Annotated in this window: 15 protein-coding genes and 1 tRNA gene; 9 read left to right on the forward strand and 7 right to left on the reverse strand. The window is 64.1% G+C overall.

All coding sequences use genetic code 11. The features are described 5' to 3' along the window. Positions 1 to 472: 472 nt before the first annotated feature. Positions 473 to 547 (reverse strand) — tRNA-Ala (locus RUU78_RS01720). A 1,014-nt stretch (positions 548 to 1,561) separates the two neighbouring features. On the opposite strand from RUU78_RS01720, the gene RUU78_RS01725 reads away from it, so the two are divergent. From RUU78_RS01725 to RUU78_RS01745, 5 genes are all read left to right on the forward strand, one after another. Further along, positions 1,562 to 3,046 carry a hypothetical protein gene (locus RUU78_RS01725; RefSeq protein WP_313913046.1) on the forward strand — a complete coding sequence of 495 codons (1,485 nt, stop codon included), beginning with the start codon at positions 1,562 to 1,564 and terminating at the stop codon, positions 3,044 to 3,046. A 231-nt stretch (positions 3,047 to 3,277) separates the two neighbouring features. Beyond that, positions 3,278 to 3,586: a hypothetical protein gene (locus RUU78_RS01730; protein ID WP_313913048.1), complete on the forward strand. Its 309-nt coding sequence runs from the start codon at positions 3,278 to 3,280 to the stop codon at positions 3,584 to 3,586. Further along, positions 3,580 to 3,918: an IS66 family insertion sequence element accessory protein TnpB gene (tnpB, locus tag RUU78_RS01735; protein WP_313913049.1), complete on the forward strand. Its 339-nt coding sequence runs from the start codon at positions 3,580 to 3,582 to the stop codon at positions 3,916 to 3,918. The genes RUU78_RS01730 and tnpB overlap by 7 nt, the downstream gene beginning before the upstream one ends. 15 nt (positions 3,919 to 3,933) lie before the next feature. After that, on the forward strand, positions 3,934 to 5,520 hold the full coding sequence (locus tag RUU78_RS01740) for an IS66 family transposase (protein ID WP_313913051.1): 1,587 nt from the start codon (positions 3,934 to 3,936) through the stop codon (positions 5,518 to 5,520). A gap of 415 nt (positions 5,521 to 5,935) precedes the next feature. Beyond that, entirely contained in the window at positions 5,936 to 6,166 is a 231-nt protein-coding gene (locus RUU78_RS01745; protein ID WP_313913052.1) for a hypothetical protein, read from the forward strand. Here the strand turns inward: RUU78_RS01745 and RUU78_RS01750 are convergent. After that, entirely contained in the window at positions 6,138 to 6,374 is a 237-nt protein-coding gene (locus RUU78_RS01750; protein ID WP_313913054.1) for a hypothetical protein, read from the reverse strand. The genes RUU78_RS01745 and RUU78_RS01750 overlap by 29 nt on opposite strands. Positions 6,375 to 6,685: 311 nt before the next feature. On the opposite strand from RUU78_RS01750, the gene RUU78_RS01755 reads away from it, so the two are divergent. Then, a complete protein-coding gene (locus RUU78_RS01755) occupies positions 6,686 to 6,886 on the forward strand; it encodes a hypothetical protein (RefSeq protein WP_313913056.1) in 201 nt (66 codons plus the stop codon). A 575-nt stretch (positions 6,887 to 7,461) separates the two neighbouring features. On the opposite strand, the gene RUU78_RS01760 is transcribed toward RUU78_RS01755, so the two are convergent. Continuing rightward, complete coding sequence (locus tag RUU78_RS01760) at positions 7,462 to 9,330, reverse strand: hypothetical protein (RefSeq protein WP_313913058.1); 1,869 nt, start codon at positions 9,328 to 9,330, stop codon at positions 7,462 to 7,464. Positions 9,331 to 9,559: 229 nt separating this feature from the next. Continuing rightward, positions 9,560 to 9,775, reverse strand: a complete 216-nt coding sequence (locus RUU78_RS01765; RefSeq protein ID WP_313913060.1) for a hypothetical protein — start codon at positions 9,773 to 9,775, stop codon at positions 9,560 to 9,562. Between the two features lie 334 nt (positions 9,776 to 10,109). Here RUU78_RS01765 and RUU78_RS01770 point away from each other — a divergent pair, with 334 nt between their 5' ends. From RUU78_RS01770 to RUU78_RS01780, 3 genes are all read left to right on the forward strand, one after another. Beyond that, positions 10,110 to 10,922 carry an ankyrin repeat domain-containing protein gene (locus tag RUU78_RS01770; RefSeq protein ID WP_313913062.1) on the forward strand — a complete coding sequence of 271 codons (813 nt, stop codon included), beginning with the start codon at positions 10,110 to 10,112 and terminating at the stop codon, positions 10,920 to 10,922. A 123-nt stretch (positions 10,923 to 11,045) separates the two neighbouring features. Continuing rightward, a complete protein-coding gene (locus tag RUU78_RS01775) occupies positions 11,046 to 11,906 on the forward strand; it encodes a hypothetical protein (RefSeq protein WP_313913064.1) in 861 nt (286 codons plus the stop codon). Positions 11,907 to 12,020: 114 nt separating this feature from the next. After that, the gene (locus RUU78_RS01780; RefSeq protein WP_313913066.1) at positions 12,021 to 12,281 is read left to right on the forward strand and encodes a hypothetical protein; all 261 of its coding nucleotides are present in this window, start codon (positions 12,021 to 12,023) and stop codon (positions 12,279 to 12,281) included. A gap of 56 nt (positions 12,282 to 12,337) precedes the next feature. On the opposite strand, the gene RUU78_RS01785 is transcribed toward RUU78_RS01780, so the two are convergent. From RUU78_RS01785 to RUU78_RS01795, 3 genes are all read right to left on the reverse strand, one after another. Further along, the gene (locus RUU78_RS01785; RefSeq protein WP_313913068.1) at positions 12,338 to 13,066 is read right to left on the reverse strand and encodes an ATP-binding protein; all 729 of its coding nucleotides are present in this window, start codon (positions 13,064 to 13,066) and stop codon (positions 12,338 to 12,340) included. Next, positions 13,063 to 14,739, reverse strand: coding sequence for an IS21 family transposase (gene istA, locus RUU78_RS01790; RefSeq protein ID WP_313913069.1), 1,677 nt, complete (start codon positions 14,737 to 14,739; stop codon positions 13,063 to 13,065). The genes RUU78_RS01785 and istA overlap by 4 nt, the downstream gene beginning before the upstream one ends. 436 nt (positions 14,740 to 15,175) lie before the next feature. Further along, a complete protein-coding gene (locus tag RUU78_RS01795) occupies positions 15,176 to 15,538 on the reverse strand; it encodes an HTH domain-containing protein (RefSeq protein WP_313913071.1) in 363 nt (120 codons plus the stop codon). Positions 15,539 to 15,956 lie beyond the last annotated feature (418 nt).

Consider the following 15,956-nt stretch of genomic DNA (forward strand, 5'->3'; position numbering starts at 1 on the left):
CCCCCCCCCCCCCCCCCCCCCCCCCCCCCCCCCCCCCCCCCCCCCCCCCTCCCCGCCCCCCCCCCCCCCCCCCCCCCCCCCCCCCCCCCGCCCAGCTGGAATGTGCAGGTAACAATCAGCACTGGGCGCATGCCCTCCGGGCCAGAACTAGGCGCATGCCCTTCGGGCCAGAACTAGGCGCATGCCCCTCCGGGCCAGCACCCCTCCGGGCCAGGACTAGGCACACGCCCCTCCGAACCAGCACTGGACGCATGCCCCCGCCCTGCTTCTTGGGTGCCCCCAGCCTCCCTCTTGCCCCCCGGCCTGCTTCATGGCCCCTGCTTCCCGGACGCCCCGGGAACGGATTCCAAGAGACCATCGCAGTCGATCGATACTGGATAGCTCCAGCTGCAGCACCATAAAAGAAGGCCGCCCGAAGGCGGCCTTCCGCAGGGTCGCAACTCCCCGCTACGCTTCACTCTACAGGTTCGTAAGGCCCGGGCGGGATTCGAACCCACAACCCTCTATTTGCGAAAATGAGAACTCTATCCAGTTGAGCTACCGGGCCGGTGAACCGACGCTAACGCTACGCCGAGTCGACCACGATTTCCAGTTTGACATTCGCCGCCGCCCCTCGTAAGATTGATTCGCGAAAATGAGAACAGAGCTCTTCGGATCTCTGAGCTACCAGCAAAAAAGGCCGGCCCAGCTGGCCTTTTTTGTTGCCTAAAAAACAGAGGCTTGTCCGAATAGTCGGGCTTTCGCGCCACGGTCGCGCCTGCTGGACCTGCCCGGCGCTCAGTCTTCGCCTGGCGCCATGATGATCACGCCGAGCGGACCCGATTCGCCGCCCCGGTCGCCTCCGCCGTGGCCCCTGCCTGCAGCGAAGCCCCCGCCTCCCGCCCGTCCGCTGCACCCGTCGCCCCGGCCTTCAGCATCCCCGCCATCGGCCCGCCCCCCGCATCCCCATCGGGCGGACCCGATTCGCCCCGCCTCTCGGTCACCGCCGTCGGCACGGCCATCGGCCCGCCCGCCTTCGTCGGTGCCCGCCCAGCCGTCCGAGCCGCCTTCTCGGCGGCCCGCTCCTCGTCCCGTCTTTTGGCCCGCTCGAGCCGTTCGGGCTCGGCCGGCGTCCAGACGGCGTCAAACCGATCCACCAAGTCGGCCACCGTGCGGCCGCAGAAAGACCATCGGGGTTGCCATCGGGCCCGGCGTTGGTTGCGTGCGTGAACCGTTGGGCGACGCTTCGCGATCGGTTGCGAAGCTACATCGTTAGTCGTGGCTGAGCTTCCCGGTATCGCGGGCGTTCGCCCACCCGGCGTGGCCCACGTCCATCGCCGATCGTTCCCGTGGATCGAGGTGTGGGCCATCACGACGACGTCGGCGTCCTTGGGCTGGTCCGCGTCCGTCGAACCCCAGAACCCTGTAGCCGTCCACGTTGAGTTTGTCCGATCGAAGCGTTTCGCCGTCGCGCGGACCGCCCGGCAAGAATCAGATGAGGCATGTACTGCCCACTTGGCTGCCGGCCTGTATGCGCGGAGGATGGTGGCATCATCGAACTCGGGCCACAGGAGCAGTCGAAATGACGCGGACCGGTGCGACGGGACGTGTGGGGATCTACTTCTCGGATTTCTTCGAGGTGGACAAGGCGGCCCTGGATTCCTACGGCGCCTTCAACGTGTCGCTCGTCAACGACCTGCCACTGTTCATCGACCCGTTCCTACTGTTCGACAGCGAGAACGCGGTCTACCAGGGTCTCCATGAACAGATCATCGACTACTTGAAGTTTCTGCGCGATGTGTCCGCCACCGGCGCGCTCACCCAAGTCCATATCGACCAGTGGTTCCGCTTCGCGGAGGTCAAGCAGAACTGGCTGGGCTTCAGCCGGTCGGGCAACAGCGGCAACGGCCTGGGCACGCAGTTCGCCAACACGCTGCACAAGAACCTCCACCACGTCTTTCGCGACTTCGGCGCCGAGAAGATCACCAAGTCCAGCCACTTGGAGAAGCTGTGTTTACTGAGCGATGGGGTAGGCCGCGACCACCTGAGCGATTTCGTCACCAACCTGATCAAGCAGTTCCTGCTGGAGTACACCCAGACCTTTGCCAAGACCCATCTGCGCGCCGAGCTGGTGAGGGTGGTCGCGGTCAATCGGGTGGCCTTCAATCCGGCCAGCAAGCGGTGGACATCGGGAAAGTACGAGCTGCCGTTTGTCAACGGCGACTACGTGATCCTGACGCCGAGGGACATGCTCACCAGGGACGAGGCGTGGATCAATCGCGGCGACCTGCTGGACGGGATCGAGGACGTCTATCAATCCATCCCGAACCAGCAGCTGCGCCATCAGATCGACACCTATTTCATGTCCCGTTTGGCCGAAGACGCGACGAATCAGGAGCGAAAGCGACTGGCGGCGCAGACTGTGGAGGAGTTTCCGGTCCTGTTGGACCACTTCATTCGCGCCAAGGAAGACACGGCCGACGAAGCCCACCGGACCAGCAAGAAGAAGGTGGCCGACACGCAGGCGCAGTTCGTCGACGAAGTGTCCCGGTTGGTCCGGGAGCATTTGGAAGGAACGGTGTTCTACACCGGCGGCAATTCCTTCACCGAGAGCATGGCGCGAGTCAACTTCCTGAAGGACGTCATCGAGCACAAGGATGGCTGGCGGATCTTCTACATCAACGGAAAGCCGATCACGCAAGAAGCTCACCTTCAGCTCCTCTATCGGCTGACGTGGTTCGCGTCGCGGATGGACGTCAACCGTGAGGTCAACAACGGCCGGGGTCCGGTGGACTACAAGATCTCGGAAGGCAACGCCGACAAAACGCTGGTGGAGTTCAAGCTGGCGCGGAACACCAAGCTGAAAACGAATCTGCAGAACCAGGTGCAGATCTACGAAAAGGCCAACGACACGTCGTCGTCCATCACGGTGATTCTCTACTTCACCGATGGCGAATGGACGCGGGTGAAAAAGATCTTGCAGGACCTGAAAATCGATAAGGCCAAGAACATCGTCCTGATCGACGGCTGCTCCACCAACAAACCCTCGGCGTCGACCGTGAAGTAGTCCAAGTCGCTGCGATCAAGGCGGTCGCAGCGCTCCTTCGCGAGACGGAATGGACGGACACGACGCTGGTTTCTAGCCAGTCCCCTTGGTTGCTGGCTAGGGTGGGAACGAATCGATGCTGACTGCTTTCCGCGAGGATAGCGGCATGCGACGTAAGCGTACGCCCTCGCCACCTTCCCCAACTACAGCAAAGCACCAATGCTCGCCTCTCCACCCGCAGAGGCGTCGAGCATGGCAATTCCAAGGTCAGAGCGATTCTGGCAGCAGCACGTTGATGTGTGGCGTGCGAGTGGCCTGACGCAGAAGCAGTACAGCAAGCGGCACGGGCTCAATGCGATGACACTGGCGAAGTGGAGCAGCGTGCTGCAGCGTCGCTTGCGCGCGACGCCGGGTCAGGCGCTGGTGCCTGTTCGTGTCGTGGCCGAACAGGTCCCAGCGTCAGCGATCGAAGTGCGGCAGGGCGGGCTGCGTGTTTTGGTCCCGGTGGGAACGGAGCCGCGCTGGGTCGCGGCGCTGCTGCGCGAGCTGGCTGCATGTTGAGTCCGGCGTCGTGGTGGATTGCAATCGAACCGATCGACCTGCGTCGTGGCATGGACGGATTGTTGACGACCATCGCGACGAAGTTTGGTCACGATGGGTTGGCCGGTGGCGCGTACGTGTTCCGTAATCGCAGTGGTACACGCATCAAGGTGATCTGCGCGGATGCGCACGGCGTGTGGATGTGCGTTCGACGCTTGCGCGAAGGCCGATTCGTGTGGCCGCGACGCAGCGATCGGGTGTGTGAGATCGACGCGCAGGCGTTCGCCTGGCTGTGCACCGGTGTCGATTGGCATCGTTTGTGCGCGAAGCCTCTGGTCGGCGAATTGGTGTGACTTTACTATCGGCGCATGAGTATCGATGCCCCTGCCTCCGACGATCTGCACGCACAATTGCGCGCCGCGTTGGCGGCAGTTGCTGAGCGCGATGCGGTGATTGCTCGGCGTGATGCACAGATCGCCGAGATGGCCACGATCGGTGCGTATCGCGAAGCGCGGATCAAGGCGTTGGAGTCACAGCTGGCGGCGATGAACCGCCTGCGCTTCGGCCGTCGTTCCGAACAACTGGATCCGGCGCAGCGGCTGTTGTTCGACGAAACACTCGACGAAGATATTGCCGCGATCGAGAACGAACTGGCCTCGCTGCGTTCGACACCGTCGACGCGTCGTCAGCCCAAGCGGCTGCCGTTGCCGGAGCATCTGCCGCGCGTGGAGGTACGTCATGAGCCGGCAGCGTGCACGTGTGAGAGCTGTGGCGGCGCGCTCGTGGCGATGGGCGAAGACGTGACGGAACGGCTGGATTGCAAAGCCGCCGAGTTCTGGGTGGAACGACACATCTATCCGAAGTACGCGTGTCGTGCGTGCGAGACGATCACGGTAGAACCCAGCGTGCCGAGTGTCATCGAGCGCGGCCGTGCGGCGCCGGGTTTGCTGGCACACGTGCTGATCAGCAAATACGCCGATCATTTGCCGCTGTATCGCCAGCAACAGATCTATCAGCGCAGCGGCATCGAGTTGGCCCGCTCCACGCTGGCCGGCTGGACCGGTGCCGCGGGCGTGGCGCTGATGCCGCTGGTGGCAGCGATGAAGGCTGACTTGCTGCAACAGCCGGTGATTCATGCGGATGAAACGCCGGTCGCCTTGCTCGATCCGGGCGCCGGCAAGACGGCGCGGGCTTACCTATTTGCGTATACCGCGGCCAACGGGCCACCGATCACGATCTTTGACTTCTGCACGAGCCGCAGCGGCGAACACGCGCAGCGCTTCCTCGGCGTTACCACGCATGCCGATGCCCAGGGCGCGGTTGCGGCAGCGTTCCGCGGCAGTCTCGTGGTCGACGATTACAGCGGCTACAAGGCGCTGTTCGCCGGCGGCATCACCGAGGTCGGCTGCTGGGCACACGTCCGACGACTGTACTTCCAACTCCATGCTGCCCAAGCCAGTACGCAAGCCGAACACGCGCTGCGCTTTATAGCTGAGCTTTATCACATCGAGACCGAAGCCAAAGGCCTGGATCCGCCCGCACGCCAGGCGCTGCGACACCACAAAGCACGCCCCGTCCTCGACGAGTTCCAGCGCTGGATCGCCGACGTCTCCGCACGCGTACTGCCCAACAGCGGCCTGGCCAAAGCCCTTGCGCATACGCGCAAGCGCTGGCCGGCGCTGGTTCGCTACATCGACGACGGTTTGGTGCCGATCGACAACAACCCGGTCGAGCGCGCCATCCGCCCTGTCGCCGTGGGCCGCAAGAACTGGCTCTTCGCCGGATCCAAAGCCGCCGGCGAGCGTGCCGCCGCGATCATGAGCCTGATCGCCACAGCCAATCAGAATGGGCACGAACCCTATGCCTACCTCAAGGATGTGCTGACCCGACTGCCGACTCATCCCTACCGCCGCATCGCCGAGCTGTTGCCACACCGATGGCAGCTGGCGGGGTAAGGATCGCTTTGATTTGTTCGCGGTGGAAGGTGGTCTGGGCGGACGCTTACCATGCGACGAGCTTTACCGGCAGTGAGACTCCGGCCGGCCGTGATGTTGGCGATCGTTTCGTGACGCGCCGAACGCAATCCATCGCACGGGGCCGAGGCGCCAGAGCTCCTGCCGATGCGGGCGCTCGGTCACAGGAAAACCATGGCGAAAGCAGCCCGGCCCGCCGTCGTTCTCTTCGGCCATGGACCGTCATCCAGCACGGGCTTGCGCGACGGACAATATCTGGTAAGTACAGATGACCCGTGTCTTGGATGCATCGCCGGCGAAATCAGACGATCGGCCGTCGCGCGATCCAAGGCAGGGTGACGGTGGCTGAGAACGCTTTGCCTCGGCCGTTACGAACACGCCCTGTTGAGGATCGCCCATGTCCGACGTGCCGAACCACCTCCCCAAGACTGATTGGGAGCTGGACCATCACCTACTGCTGGCCGAGGTTCGATTCTGCATCGAGCCGTTCAATCATCGCCTCGGAATCAATCAGAACCAGGCGTTCGCTCACCACGCTCAACGGCTGAACGAACGGATTCCAGAATGGATCCAGCGCTACAACGAGCTGACCAAGTCGGTCAAAGACGAATCTCTACCGAAATCTTAGAGAGCATTCCTTGGACTGCGAGCCTTTCATCACCGGTGTGATCCATCTGCCCTAGATTGTACGTAACGCCTTGGTAGATTGCGGTCAGCTGTTTTCCATAAACTCCCTGCTTCTCGTAGTCGACCTCCAGGATCTCAAGGCAGATTTCATCGAGGGGAAGGTAAACGACTCGTCCTGTCTCAGTAGCTCTGACGAAAAATTTGACCATGACCGAAACTCCTCCTTGGTGAGATACCCGGATTCAGACTGCAAGGAACAATCGTGAACTCTGGAACAGATGCAGCGTGCGCATTATGCACATAAGAAATTGCGCGAAGGGTGTGCCGCACACACGGCTACCGTCGCTGTCTCCGCTGTTGCGATAACGGTCGGCGACCGGAGCTGGCCTAGGGCACGGGTTCATCGATGGAAGATGCGGTCCGGGAGTTGGCGGCCGCTGCAGCGTCAGGCTCGGAGCCGATTGACTGTCCGACCGTCAACAAGCTCCGAGAGGCCCCGCTCGCCGTGCGATGGGCCGCCTTGAGCAACGCCATCGGCGCCCACCGCTTGGCGGCGATGGGGCGCGGGAACACCGAGAGCACCCGATGGCGCTTCCTGGCCGCTCGAAGAGCCATCCAGGCAGACTTCGCCAAACTGCAGCGTGAGCTTTTCTGCACGGTGGCGGGTCGAATCAGTCCGCTCGATGCCGCCCTCAACGCTGCGGATGCCTTGCAGGCGTAAAGACGAGCCACGGTCCAATCGGTGAACGACGCCTGGCCCGCGGTTCCCTCATGCGCGGTGGCGAGGACCCGGGCCGCTCCGGTCGGCGGGACCAAGTTCGCGCGACGCGCTACAACCGCGCTCGGACCAGCGTGGCGCGTGAGCCCTTGGCCCTCAACCCGTAACCGACTGCTCGAGCGGTCTGTGCGCCTCCTTGTGGCCCGGGAACAGTGCCGATCCCCGCATCAAGCATCTCGGCGCCGCTCGGGGCATGCTGCTCCGCCGGCTCGATCGGCAGTGCCTTCCGAACGCCGACCGACGCAGCCGATGTCTTGCGCATGCGCATCGGGTGCCTGCCGCACGATGAGTTCCGGGTGCTGCGGCTCGGTACCGCCACAACACCCTCGCCGCCGACCGGCTCTTCAGCAGCCTCCGCGGGCGGCACGACGGTTCACCCGCGCGAGGTGGTGGTCCACGGAGCGCTCGAAGTCAACGCCGGGTTCGGTGGTGCTAGCAGGCCAGTGTTGTTGGCGAGGCGGGGCGCGCTGCAGCGCGCCCTTTCCATAACTGGACCTTTCATCGCCTCCGTCGTCGATCTATTGTGAGGCCGAGCCGCTGTTCGCCTCTTCTTGCTTGGGGGGCAGGTCCGGGCTGATCGGTGCCATCGGTTCCTTGGCCGGCTCGGTTGGCGGTGAGCACGCAGTCAGGGATGCCGGACCTTGCGACGTCGCCGACCCAAGACAAGTGGACGCTGCGTTCGGCCGAGCTTTGATACCTTCAAGCGTGGCTTGAAGCCGCTCGCTGCCAAAAGGATTATCGCCGGGGACGCCGACGCCAGCGGTTTCTTCGTACCGACCAATCGTCGAGTAGTAGCCGAATACGCGTCCGTTGAATTCCCGGGACTCGATGGCGCAAGCATGAAGTCCACCGACGTAAACGGCGATCAGTGTGCCAATCAAGATCAGGCCGGACCCGATACGTGAGCGCTCCGAATTTTGTGGACGTGGCCACGCTTCGTTGCGTTCAAAACCCCTCCATAGCAACCATGCTGACACCACGGATGCCAGCAAATAAATCGCCGGCGTAAACCAGCTACTGAATGCGAAAATACTTCGAACCAGCGTGCCGGTGTCCAATCCCCGAGTTACTCCGATGTGCGCGAACCGTATTACAAGCATCAGGACAGCCGACATGAAGATCAACCACGCTAGCTTGCGATGGGCGGTTGCGTTGGCATCGGGTTTTGGTGCGTGGATCCACCGCCATAGCCCTGCCAGGACAGCGATCAAGAATGGAGCGACGATTGCGCCGATCAAAGCTGCCTGAAGGGACTCGATGTTTTTGTAATGCTCAAATTTTGCAGTAAAGAAAGTAGAAACAAGTAGCAGGCCGTTCGCTGCGGCGGCCGCCGTCAGCACCCGGGTATCCGCAATTTGCCATAAGCGCCAAACCGACAGGGCGGACACTACCGTTATGGCCGGTAACAGGAACAACAAGGCAAAGAATGCAAAGGCACCGGTGAGCTTGCGCCGAATATCAATGCGCCGCAGCTCTTCAAACATCGTTGGCTCTAGGAAATTCCGATTCTTTGCGTGATAGTAGGTTGCCGAAAGACATCCCACTAGCTTCTGCCATCTTCTATCCGTGACCTGCAAAGTGGCTTCGCCATCGGCGCTCAGTATTTGCCATAGAGCGGGCCATGTTGGAGGCGTGGGGACGTCAGCCTGTCGTACGGAACTCGAACTGCCCGCGTCATTCGACCCATCCTTTTGCAGGGTTTGCACTGCGCCGCAAATCGATTGGATTGTTCGTAGCTGAAACAAGCTCTTTCCGAGAGCTGTCAAGCTCACTTTGGCTGACTCAGGTATGCAATCCCCTTTCTGCTCGGAGGCGGACGCAGCAGTTATCATCGGGCCGATCAACCCGGAAGAAAGCTCTTTCTCAAGTGCGGCGTTCTGTTTCGCATCACATTTTTTCGTAGCGGCTATTTCAACGAGCCGTGCGGCGCGAGCGCGATGCTTGCTCGAAAGTGAGTCGAACCTGACCCCTAGGAAATTGCCAGTTGGTGAAACATACCTGACCAGCGAGGATGCCGGTGCAGAAACAACCTCCGGCTGCTCCTCGACGATGTGCATCGCCAGATCTTCCCCGATCAGGCCAACGACCAGCGAGATAGCGAGAAAGACCGTAAAAGGAATTGGATATTGTTTGGGACGCGAGGCTATTTTCCCCTCGTTCCGTTCAGTGGCCTGTCGCCGCGCCTTCTGCTCGCGCTTGCCATGGTCGATTTCGCTTCCGGCAGCGTCTTGTTCGGCCTTGAGGTTTCCGGGAAATCCGAAGAACTCTCCTTGATAAAAACCGGTCAAGTCGATCCTGAATACAAAAGACAGCAACCCTTCTGCAACCAGAAAGATGAACGATCCAACCAGTAGCGTCGCGCCGATCTCGCGAATGTCGAAGTCCATGAAGCATCCAATTGTGCCGTCGATGGAGTATTCGTGTCCCAAGTTGGCCGGATCTCTCACCCCGTGGCTTGCCTCACGAGCTAGTTGCGATCCAGCGCTCAGCAGCTGGGGATCGGAGCCAGCGTGGTTCGCCGTTTGATCAAGCGATTTAGCCGAGCGCAATTGCGAGGGCACAGCACGCGGGACGTCGGTTCGTCGCCCAATACCCAGATCGCAAGAAGGCCATCCGTCAGTCGGCCTGCTCCTCGACCTGCTCGGACAGCTGCGATTCGCGAGGCATGGAAATCCCTACCCGCTCGGGAAAATCCTTGATGATCCTTTCGACGTCGTCGCTGAACCGTTCAGCGGTGTCCCGATCGCACAGGGAGGGCCAATGCGACGCATGACCGCGCCTCGCGCCCGAAATGAGCTCGATGGAAACGTCCTGGGTCTTCGAGTGAGCCACCGCGTCGCGAAACTCGATCAGCTCCTTGACCGACTGGTAAGGGCGACTTCCCCAATCGATGGTTACCGTGCTTTTCTGCGATGATTTTCAGCTTGTCGCGCACCGGGGGTCGATGGTGCCGATTGAAGTCGTCAGCAATCCCCACTCACCGTCCGCTTTCCTATGTGGTTAATCCTGCAAAGTTGGCCAGCCAGTCCTGCTTGGCCAACGCGCAGTAATTTTCTGACGGGCCGGCCCGGGTCGTGATTTCGGACAACCCTTGGTGCCAAGTGCCCCACTTGACGAATCGGCGATCCCCGTTAGGTTGGCGTGCACGTCACACGGAGGTGCTGCCATGCTGCATGTGTTCGATTGCGATTTGGACGACCTGCTGTCGAATCTGCCTTCCGCGCAACTGACCTACATGGCCCGGGAGACGATTGAGGCATCGCGCGTTCGGAGCTTCCTGATGGAGTGGACCAAGCCCAATGAGGTCTGGGTCGAGTTCGTCGGGGCTGCTCAAAAAGTGTTCGACAGGAAGCGTGCATCGAAACGGCTGCGGCATTTTGCCGAGGCGGTGGTGCAGGCTCCGGACGACGTGCGCGCTCGGGTGCTTCTCGCGGTGGGGGCTACCGAAGACGCCTACGCCTACTGGGCGCTGCGCGCCGCGTTGGCCGACCAAGAACGGGCCTACGGTGAGCTTCCTCCGCCCGAGTTCTCTCCCGATGCGGAATGTTCCGACGGGCGTACGCCGCTGAACGACGCGCTGAGCGCTGGCGACTTCCGAACGGCCGCCTACCTGCTCGATCACGGGGCGAATCCGAACCACCCGGACGGGGACGACGACACCCCTCTGAAAACGGCGACGTCTTACAACCTCGATGGAGACGATGGGGACATGCCGCCGCAGGAATGCGCGCTGCCGTTGGTGCGGCGGCTCCTGACGACGACGAAGGACGTGGACCGGTGGGACTGTTTCGGGTGGACGGCGCTTTCCGGCGCCGTGCGCTACGGTTTTGCGGAGGCCGCGCGCTTGCTCCTGGCAGCCGGTGCCGATCCCACCGCAGGCAGCCCGGGCAACCGGGCCATCGACCACGTGGCCTCGGTCTCAGCGCACCCTGACTTGGTCGCGGCTTTGGTCGCGGCGCGGGACGGTCCGAGCAAGTAGCCAGCCACGCTCTTTCATCCACATCCCTACCCACGCCGCGAACGCGGCTCGCCGCCTCGTCTTCGTAGTCCCCCGGGCGGCTCGGCCGCGCAGAAGGAGTCCGCTTTGCGAAATCCATTCTTCTTGGTCGAGGCCGACCGCTTTTCCCACATCGAGGCGATGGAGCGGGACAACGCGCCCTCCGGCGGGCGACGCCAAGCCTTCCACGACGTGCTGGCGTGCTGGCGCCCGAAGCCTCAGGTGTGGACCCAGCCCGCGGTCGCCGTCGCCCTCGCCACCGAGGCCGTCAGCTCGGCGCCCGCCTTCAACGGCGCGACGAAAGAGTGGTTTGCCTCGGCTTCAGCGGCCGACCGAATGGCGTTGCTCTACGAACAGCGCAACGACTCCGCGGATCGCCCCGGCGCCGGCCGTGAGCTGGTGGAGGCCTGGCTGCTCCACCACGCCGCAACGCGGGAGGCGTTGAAGGGGGACGAGGCGCTCGACTGGCCGGTGCCGCAGTTGGCCAGGGAAGCATGGGCGGCCCAGCGCACGCTTTTGCAGGAGGCGGTCGCCGGCGAGTGCCCGCCGTCCTACGTCCCGTTGCTCCTGGCCGCGGGGCAGGACGTGTCCGCCCGGGACGCGCAGGGAGCGACCGCGCTGCATTGGGCCGCCGCGATCGCGGAAGACCCGGAAGAAGACGGGGCGCCTTACAGCTTCCTTGCCCAGGCTTTGCTCGACGCGGGCGCCCAAGTCGATGCTCGGGAAAAGCGGGGCCTCACGCCCTTTGCCATCGCCTTGTCCAAGGAGAACTGGTCGGCGGTGAGAACCCTGGTCAATGCCGGGGCACTCATGTCGGAGGAGCAGCGGAGCCTCGTGTTCGAGGTGGCCAACGGTATGGGTTGGCACGAGTTAGAGGAATGGCAGAGCCGGTGCGCTGCGCAGAGCCTCGACCGGGTGTTGGCCCGACCCGTAGGCAAGAAGCCGGAAGCGCGAGTGCGCTTGTAGGGGGGCTTTGCAGGAAGATTCCAGACGCTAGGAAGAAAATGCCCCCGTGAGCCCGTGCTGAGCGTTGACGGGTGGCCCGCCATGATGACTTCCTTCGCAGCTCGTGGATGGACCATGTTTCGACGCCGATACGAAGTCCGTTTCAACGCTGCGGCGAACCACTGGGAACTTTGGCGTTGGGTCGGCAGGGACGGCGAGGCCGAACTGGTAGCCGACTACGCCAGCGCGGAAGCGGCCGTGTCTGGCTGTGAGAGTGTGGGCGGCCAGATTGCGGAAGCGGGTCTGTACGCCACGCTCACCGTTTTCGCCGACGGCAACCGGGTCGATGGGCGTACCTTCGGGACACCGCCTCCGAGCGACTTGGACGCCGCGTAAACCACGAAGCCACGGCAATCGTGCCGTGGCTTCGCTAGCGTCCCGCGTCGAGCGGACTACGCCGCCCTCACCCCCCTACGCCGCAACGAACCGCCCTCCAGACCGATGACCTGGGAGGCCGCCTCCAGGCGGTCGACCAGACCGTCCGCCACCAACGAACCGCCGAGCCATTGCCGCCACGCGGAGGGCGGCAGCGCGGAGGCGATCAGCAGCGACTTCCGGTCGATGCGGTCCATCACCACGCGGCGGATCACCGAAGCGTCCTCCGGACGCAACCGCTCCACACCCCAGTCCTCCAGGATCAACAGGTCCAGCTTGCCCAACCGGCGGCGGAACAGGTGCAGCCGGTCGCCGCTCGCCTGCCACTCCGCGAGCAGGTCGGGCACCGCCCACGCCTGCACCGACCGACCCTGTTCGATCGCGGCGTTGGCCATGGCGCAGGACAGCCACGTCTTGCCGGTGCCCGTGCCCCCGGTGAACACCAGGTGCGAGCCGGCCTCGACCCAGGCCAGTTTCCCCAGCGCCCGCACCACCGCGCCGTCCAAACGCCGCTCCGCGGGGTGCCGCAGGTCCCGCAGATCCGCCGACGGCTGCTCCAGCCGTGCCGCCGCCCGTCGTCGCCCCAGCACGCCGTCGGCGCGACCCGACCGCTCTGCGCCCACCAACTCTGCCAGGCGAGCCCCCGCCTCTCGGGGGTCCTCCGCCCGCTCCTGACGCGCCCACAGCACGGCCATGTGGGTCAGGCCCAGCGCCTCCAGCTGCTCCACCACCGACGGCGCGCTCACGAGCGCACCGCCTGGGCCGCGGCCGGCGAACGGTGCGGGGTGCGGGCCGTTCGCGGCGCCCGACGGCTGCGGTGCATCGGTTGCGGCGCACCCTCGGCCGGGGCGGCCGACGGGAACGGGTCGGCCGCCAGCTTCGGCAGCGCCTGCACCAACCGCTTCACGTCCGAGGCGGCGAACACCCGGAGCGCCACCGCCTCCTTCGCCGCGGCTTCCAGCTGCTCGGGCGTGGCCTTCCGACCCAGATCCTGGATCGCGAACGCCGACTGCAAGCCCTGCAGGGGAACCTTGTGCCGGCGGAACTGCGCCTGGATTACCTGTTCCATGCACGGCCCGATGCCCGCGCCCCACGCGATCACCTGCTCCGGCGTACGCAACGCCTGAGCGCGGTGGGCTTCCGTCTGGTGCGCCGGATCCGTGGTGCACCCCCCGGGCGCTCCCTTCGGGTGCTTGGCCACGCACTCGCCGTCGATCCAGACCTGCACCTCGTTGGTCGAGGCCCGCGCCTCCGCGTCCCACCCCACGAACTCGTGCGGCACCGAGTAGTGGTGCTCGAGCACGCGCACGTGGTAGTCCAGCGGCACCTTCTGCTTGGACACCCGTTCGAAGTAGACGAACGGACGCTGCGGCAGCGGTCGGAGCGCGGCCCGCTCCACGGCTTCGAACTCCGACAGGCGGGAGCCCGGCCGCTTCTGGAACGGCTTGGCGTTGTAGACCACCATCAGCTCCTTGATCGCCGCGTTCAGCGCTTCCAGCGAGTAGAACTTCTGCTTGGCCAGCTCCGGCAGCAGGTGCTGCTGGACGTGCTTCACCGACGCCTCGACGATGCCCTTGTCCTGCGGCCGCCGGGCACGAGCCGGGATGATCGGCACGCCGTAGTGCTCGCCGAGCTCCAGGTAGTCGGCCTGGATCTCCGGCACGCGGCCCGCCTTGGTGACCGCCGACTTCAGGTTGTCCGGAACCAGGCGTCCGGGCACGCCACCGAAGAACCGGAACATCTCCTTGGCGCCCGCCATCCAGTCCACGACCTTCTGCGACGGGAGCCCCTCCACGAACGTGTAGTGGCTGTAGGCCAGCACGATGACGAGCAGCTCCACGTGGATTTTCGCGCCGGTCGTACGATCGAAGTAGAACGGACGCTTCCCGGAGAAGTCGACGAACGCCGCGGAACCCGGCTCGTGCTGCTGGCGCATGGTCAGCTCCTGCCCCACCCCGCTCGCCTTCATCACACGGGTGAAGTGCGGGTAGCTCATCGCCTTGTCCGGCGGAAGCTCCGCGCGGTACTCCGTCCACAGGCGGTGCCGGGTCTGACCCGGCTCCAGCAAGCGTTTCTCGACCACCGCGAAGTCGGGCCGCGTGCAGCGAACTTCCCGCTTGCCGGTCAGCTTTTCGTACAGCTTCCGCGCCGTCATCGCGCAGGCGTCCCTGCAGGTCGCCAGCAGCGACCGAAGCGGCTGCACGTACTTCAGGACGGTCGTCTTACCCCAGCCGACGGCAGCCGCCAGCTGACGGGAAGACAGCGCTTGGCCGGTCGTGTCCAGAATACGGACCACGCTCGGCAAGGCGTGGGCCCACTTCGGCAGGGGGCGCCGCTCCGCCAGCTGCTGGGCCGGGACGCTCGACGCGGAGACTTGCGGGGACAGCAGGTTCTTCGCTTTCAGGTTCGTCGCTTTCATGATCGTTTCCTTGAGGTGCCGGCCCGTCGGGGGCCGGCGAGGGGGGAAACGGTCGGGCGCACCGTGCCCTGCCGCGGTCGCGGCTTGACACAGGGCTCCAGGCAGCTAGGATGCCGGCGCGGGGGTTGTCATCCGCACCATGCGTTCCCCGAAGGCTCACGGATCCTTGCACGGATTCGTGAGCCTTCGTGCTTTCTGGACGACCGTTTTTTGCAGGTGGATCGCCAAACGGTTCAGGGCAGCTAGGTGGTCATCGGGGCTCTCCTCGTGGGCCAGGGGGTGGCGTTCGGGGGGCACGCTAATGCGCGATCCGGATCTGTCAAGCGCCCGACTTTCTTCGGCGCCGACCATGTACATCGGTACATGAAGTTCCGGTGGAACGTCTCGGAATCGCTGACGTTGCGCCGCCCCTGGAACCAAATCCGACGGGCGGCCATCACGGACGCGCCTCGCGGTACATGCGCACGAAGTAGCCGTAGCACACCGCATCTTCCGGATCGATGCGGGCGTAGTCGCGCCACGCGTCGCGAAAGGTCGTGCCGGGCACGGCGAGCGCGGCGTCGACGGCGTCGAGATCGATCTGCCGCTTGCGCGGGCCGGTGTGGGTCTCGTTGAGCCGACGATGGATCGACCGGCCGTCGAGGTTCCTCACCTCCTCCCAGGTGACGCCTTTGCTGGCGATCAAGTTGATGTAGCGGCGGACGGTCTGGGCCGTGCGGCCCACGCGCTTGGCGATTTTTTGGTCTGAGAGTTTCGGGCGTTGAAACACCAGTTGCATGAGAAGCGGTAAGCGCCGCATCGTCGAACTCCTTCGTTGCGAAGTGGAAAAAGCAACCATTCGGCAACACCTGACCCTCCGACGAACGCGGATTGACCCAGGGGGGCGACGCGATACGATGCATGGGCGGGGGAAAGCCAATCCGCCGCACCGGAGGCTCGGGATCCCACAACGGTCCCGAGCCTTCTTCGCTGTAGCCTGCCGACTGCTGACACGGTCCCTCGGAACGGTTTACACGGCACGTCCTCCTTGGCGGGCGATCGCGGGGATGCGTTGGGTTCTCGGGGCGGATGAGCGCACGCCGCAGGCCGGCGCCTGGGTGCCGCGCCATCCGGTGGCGTGGGGTGCTTCCGTGTTCATGGGCTTCTCGTGGCTCCGAAACACCTAAAAGCGAAACGGACTTGCGTCAACCGTTGACGTACGTGCACGTCCGTTCAGC

The organism is Tahibacter sp., assembly GCF_032229445.1.
GTDB lineage: Bacteria > Pseudomonadota > Gammaproteobacteria > Xanthomonadales > Rhodanobacteraceae > Tahibacter.

Bases quoted from the DNA above. Each gene is read 5' to 3' on its own strand.
- RUU78_RS01725 (WP_313913046.1), top strand. From the start codon at position 1,562: ATGACGCGGACCGGTGCGACGGGACGTGTGGGGATCTACTTCTCGGAT.
- RUU78_RS01730 (WP_313913048.1), top strand. From the start codon at position 3,278: ATGGCAATTCCAAGGTCAGAGCGATTCTGGCAGCAGCACGTTGATGTG.
- tnpB (WP_313913049.1), top strand. From the start codon at position 3,580: ATGTTGAGTCCGGCGTCGTGGTGGATTGCAATCGAACCGATCGACCTG.
- RUU78_RS01740 (WP_313913051.1), top strand. From the start codon at position 3,934: ATGAGTATCGATGCCCCTGCCTCCGACGATCTGCACGCACAATTGCGC.
- RUU78_RS01745 (WP_313913052.1), top strand. From the start codon at position 5,936: ATGTCCGACGTGCCGAACCACCTCCCCAAGACTGATTGGGAGCTGGAC.
- RUU78_RS01750 (WP_313913054.1), bottom strand. From the start codon at position 6,374: ATGGTCAAATTTTTCGTCAGAGCTACTGAGACAGGACGAGTCGTTTAC.
- RUU78_RS01760 (WP_313913058.1), bottom strand. From the start codon at position 9,330: ATGGACTTCGACATTCGCGAGATCGGCGCGACGCTACTGGTTGGATCG.
- RUU78_RS01770 (WP_313913062.1), top strand. From the start codon at position 10,110: ATGCTGCATGTGTTCGATTGCGATTTGGACGACCTGCTGTCGAATCTG.
- RUU78_RS01780 (WP_313913066.1), top strand. From the start codon at position 12,021: ATGTTTCGACGCCGATACGAAGTCCGTTTCAACGCTGCGGCGAACCAC.
- istA (WP_313913069.1), bottom strand. From the start codon at position 14,739: ATGAAAGCGACGAACCTGAAAGCGAAGAACCTGCTGTCCCCGCAAGTC.
- RUU78_RS01795 (WP_313913071.1), bottom strand. From the start codon at position 15,538: ATGCGGCGCTTACCGCTTCTCATGCAACTGGTGTTTCAACGCCCGAAA.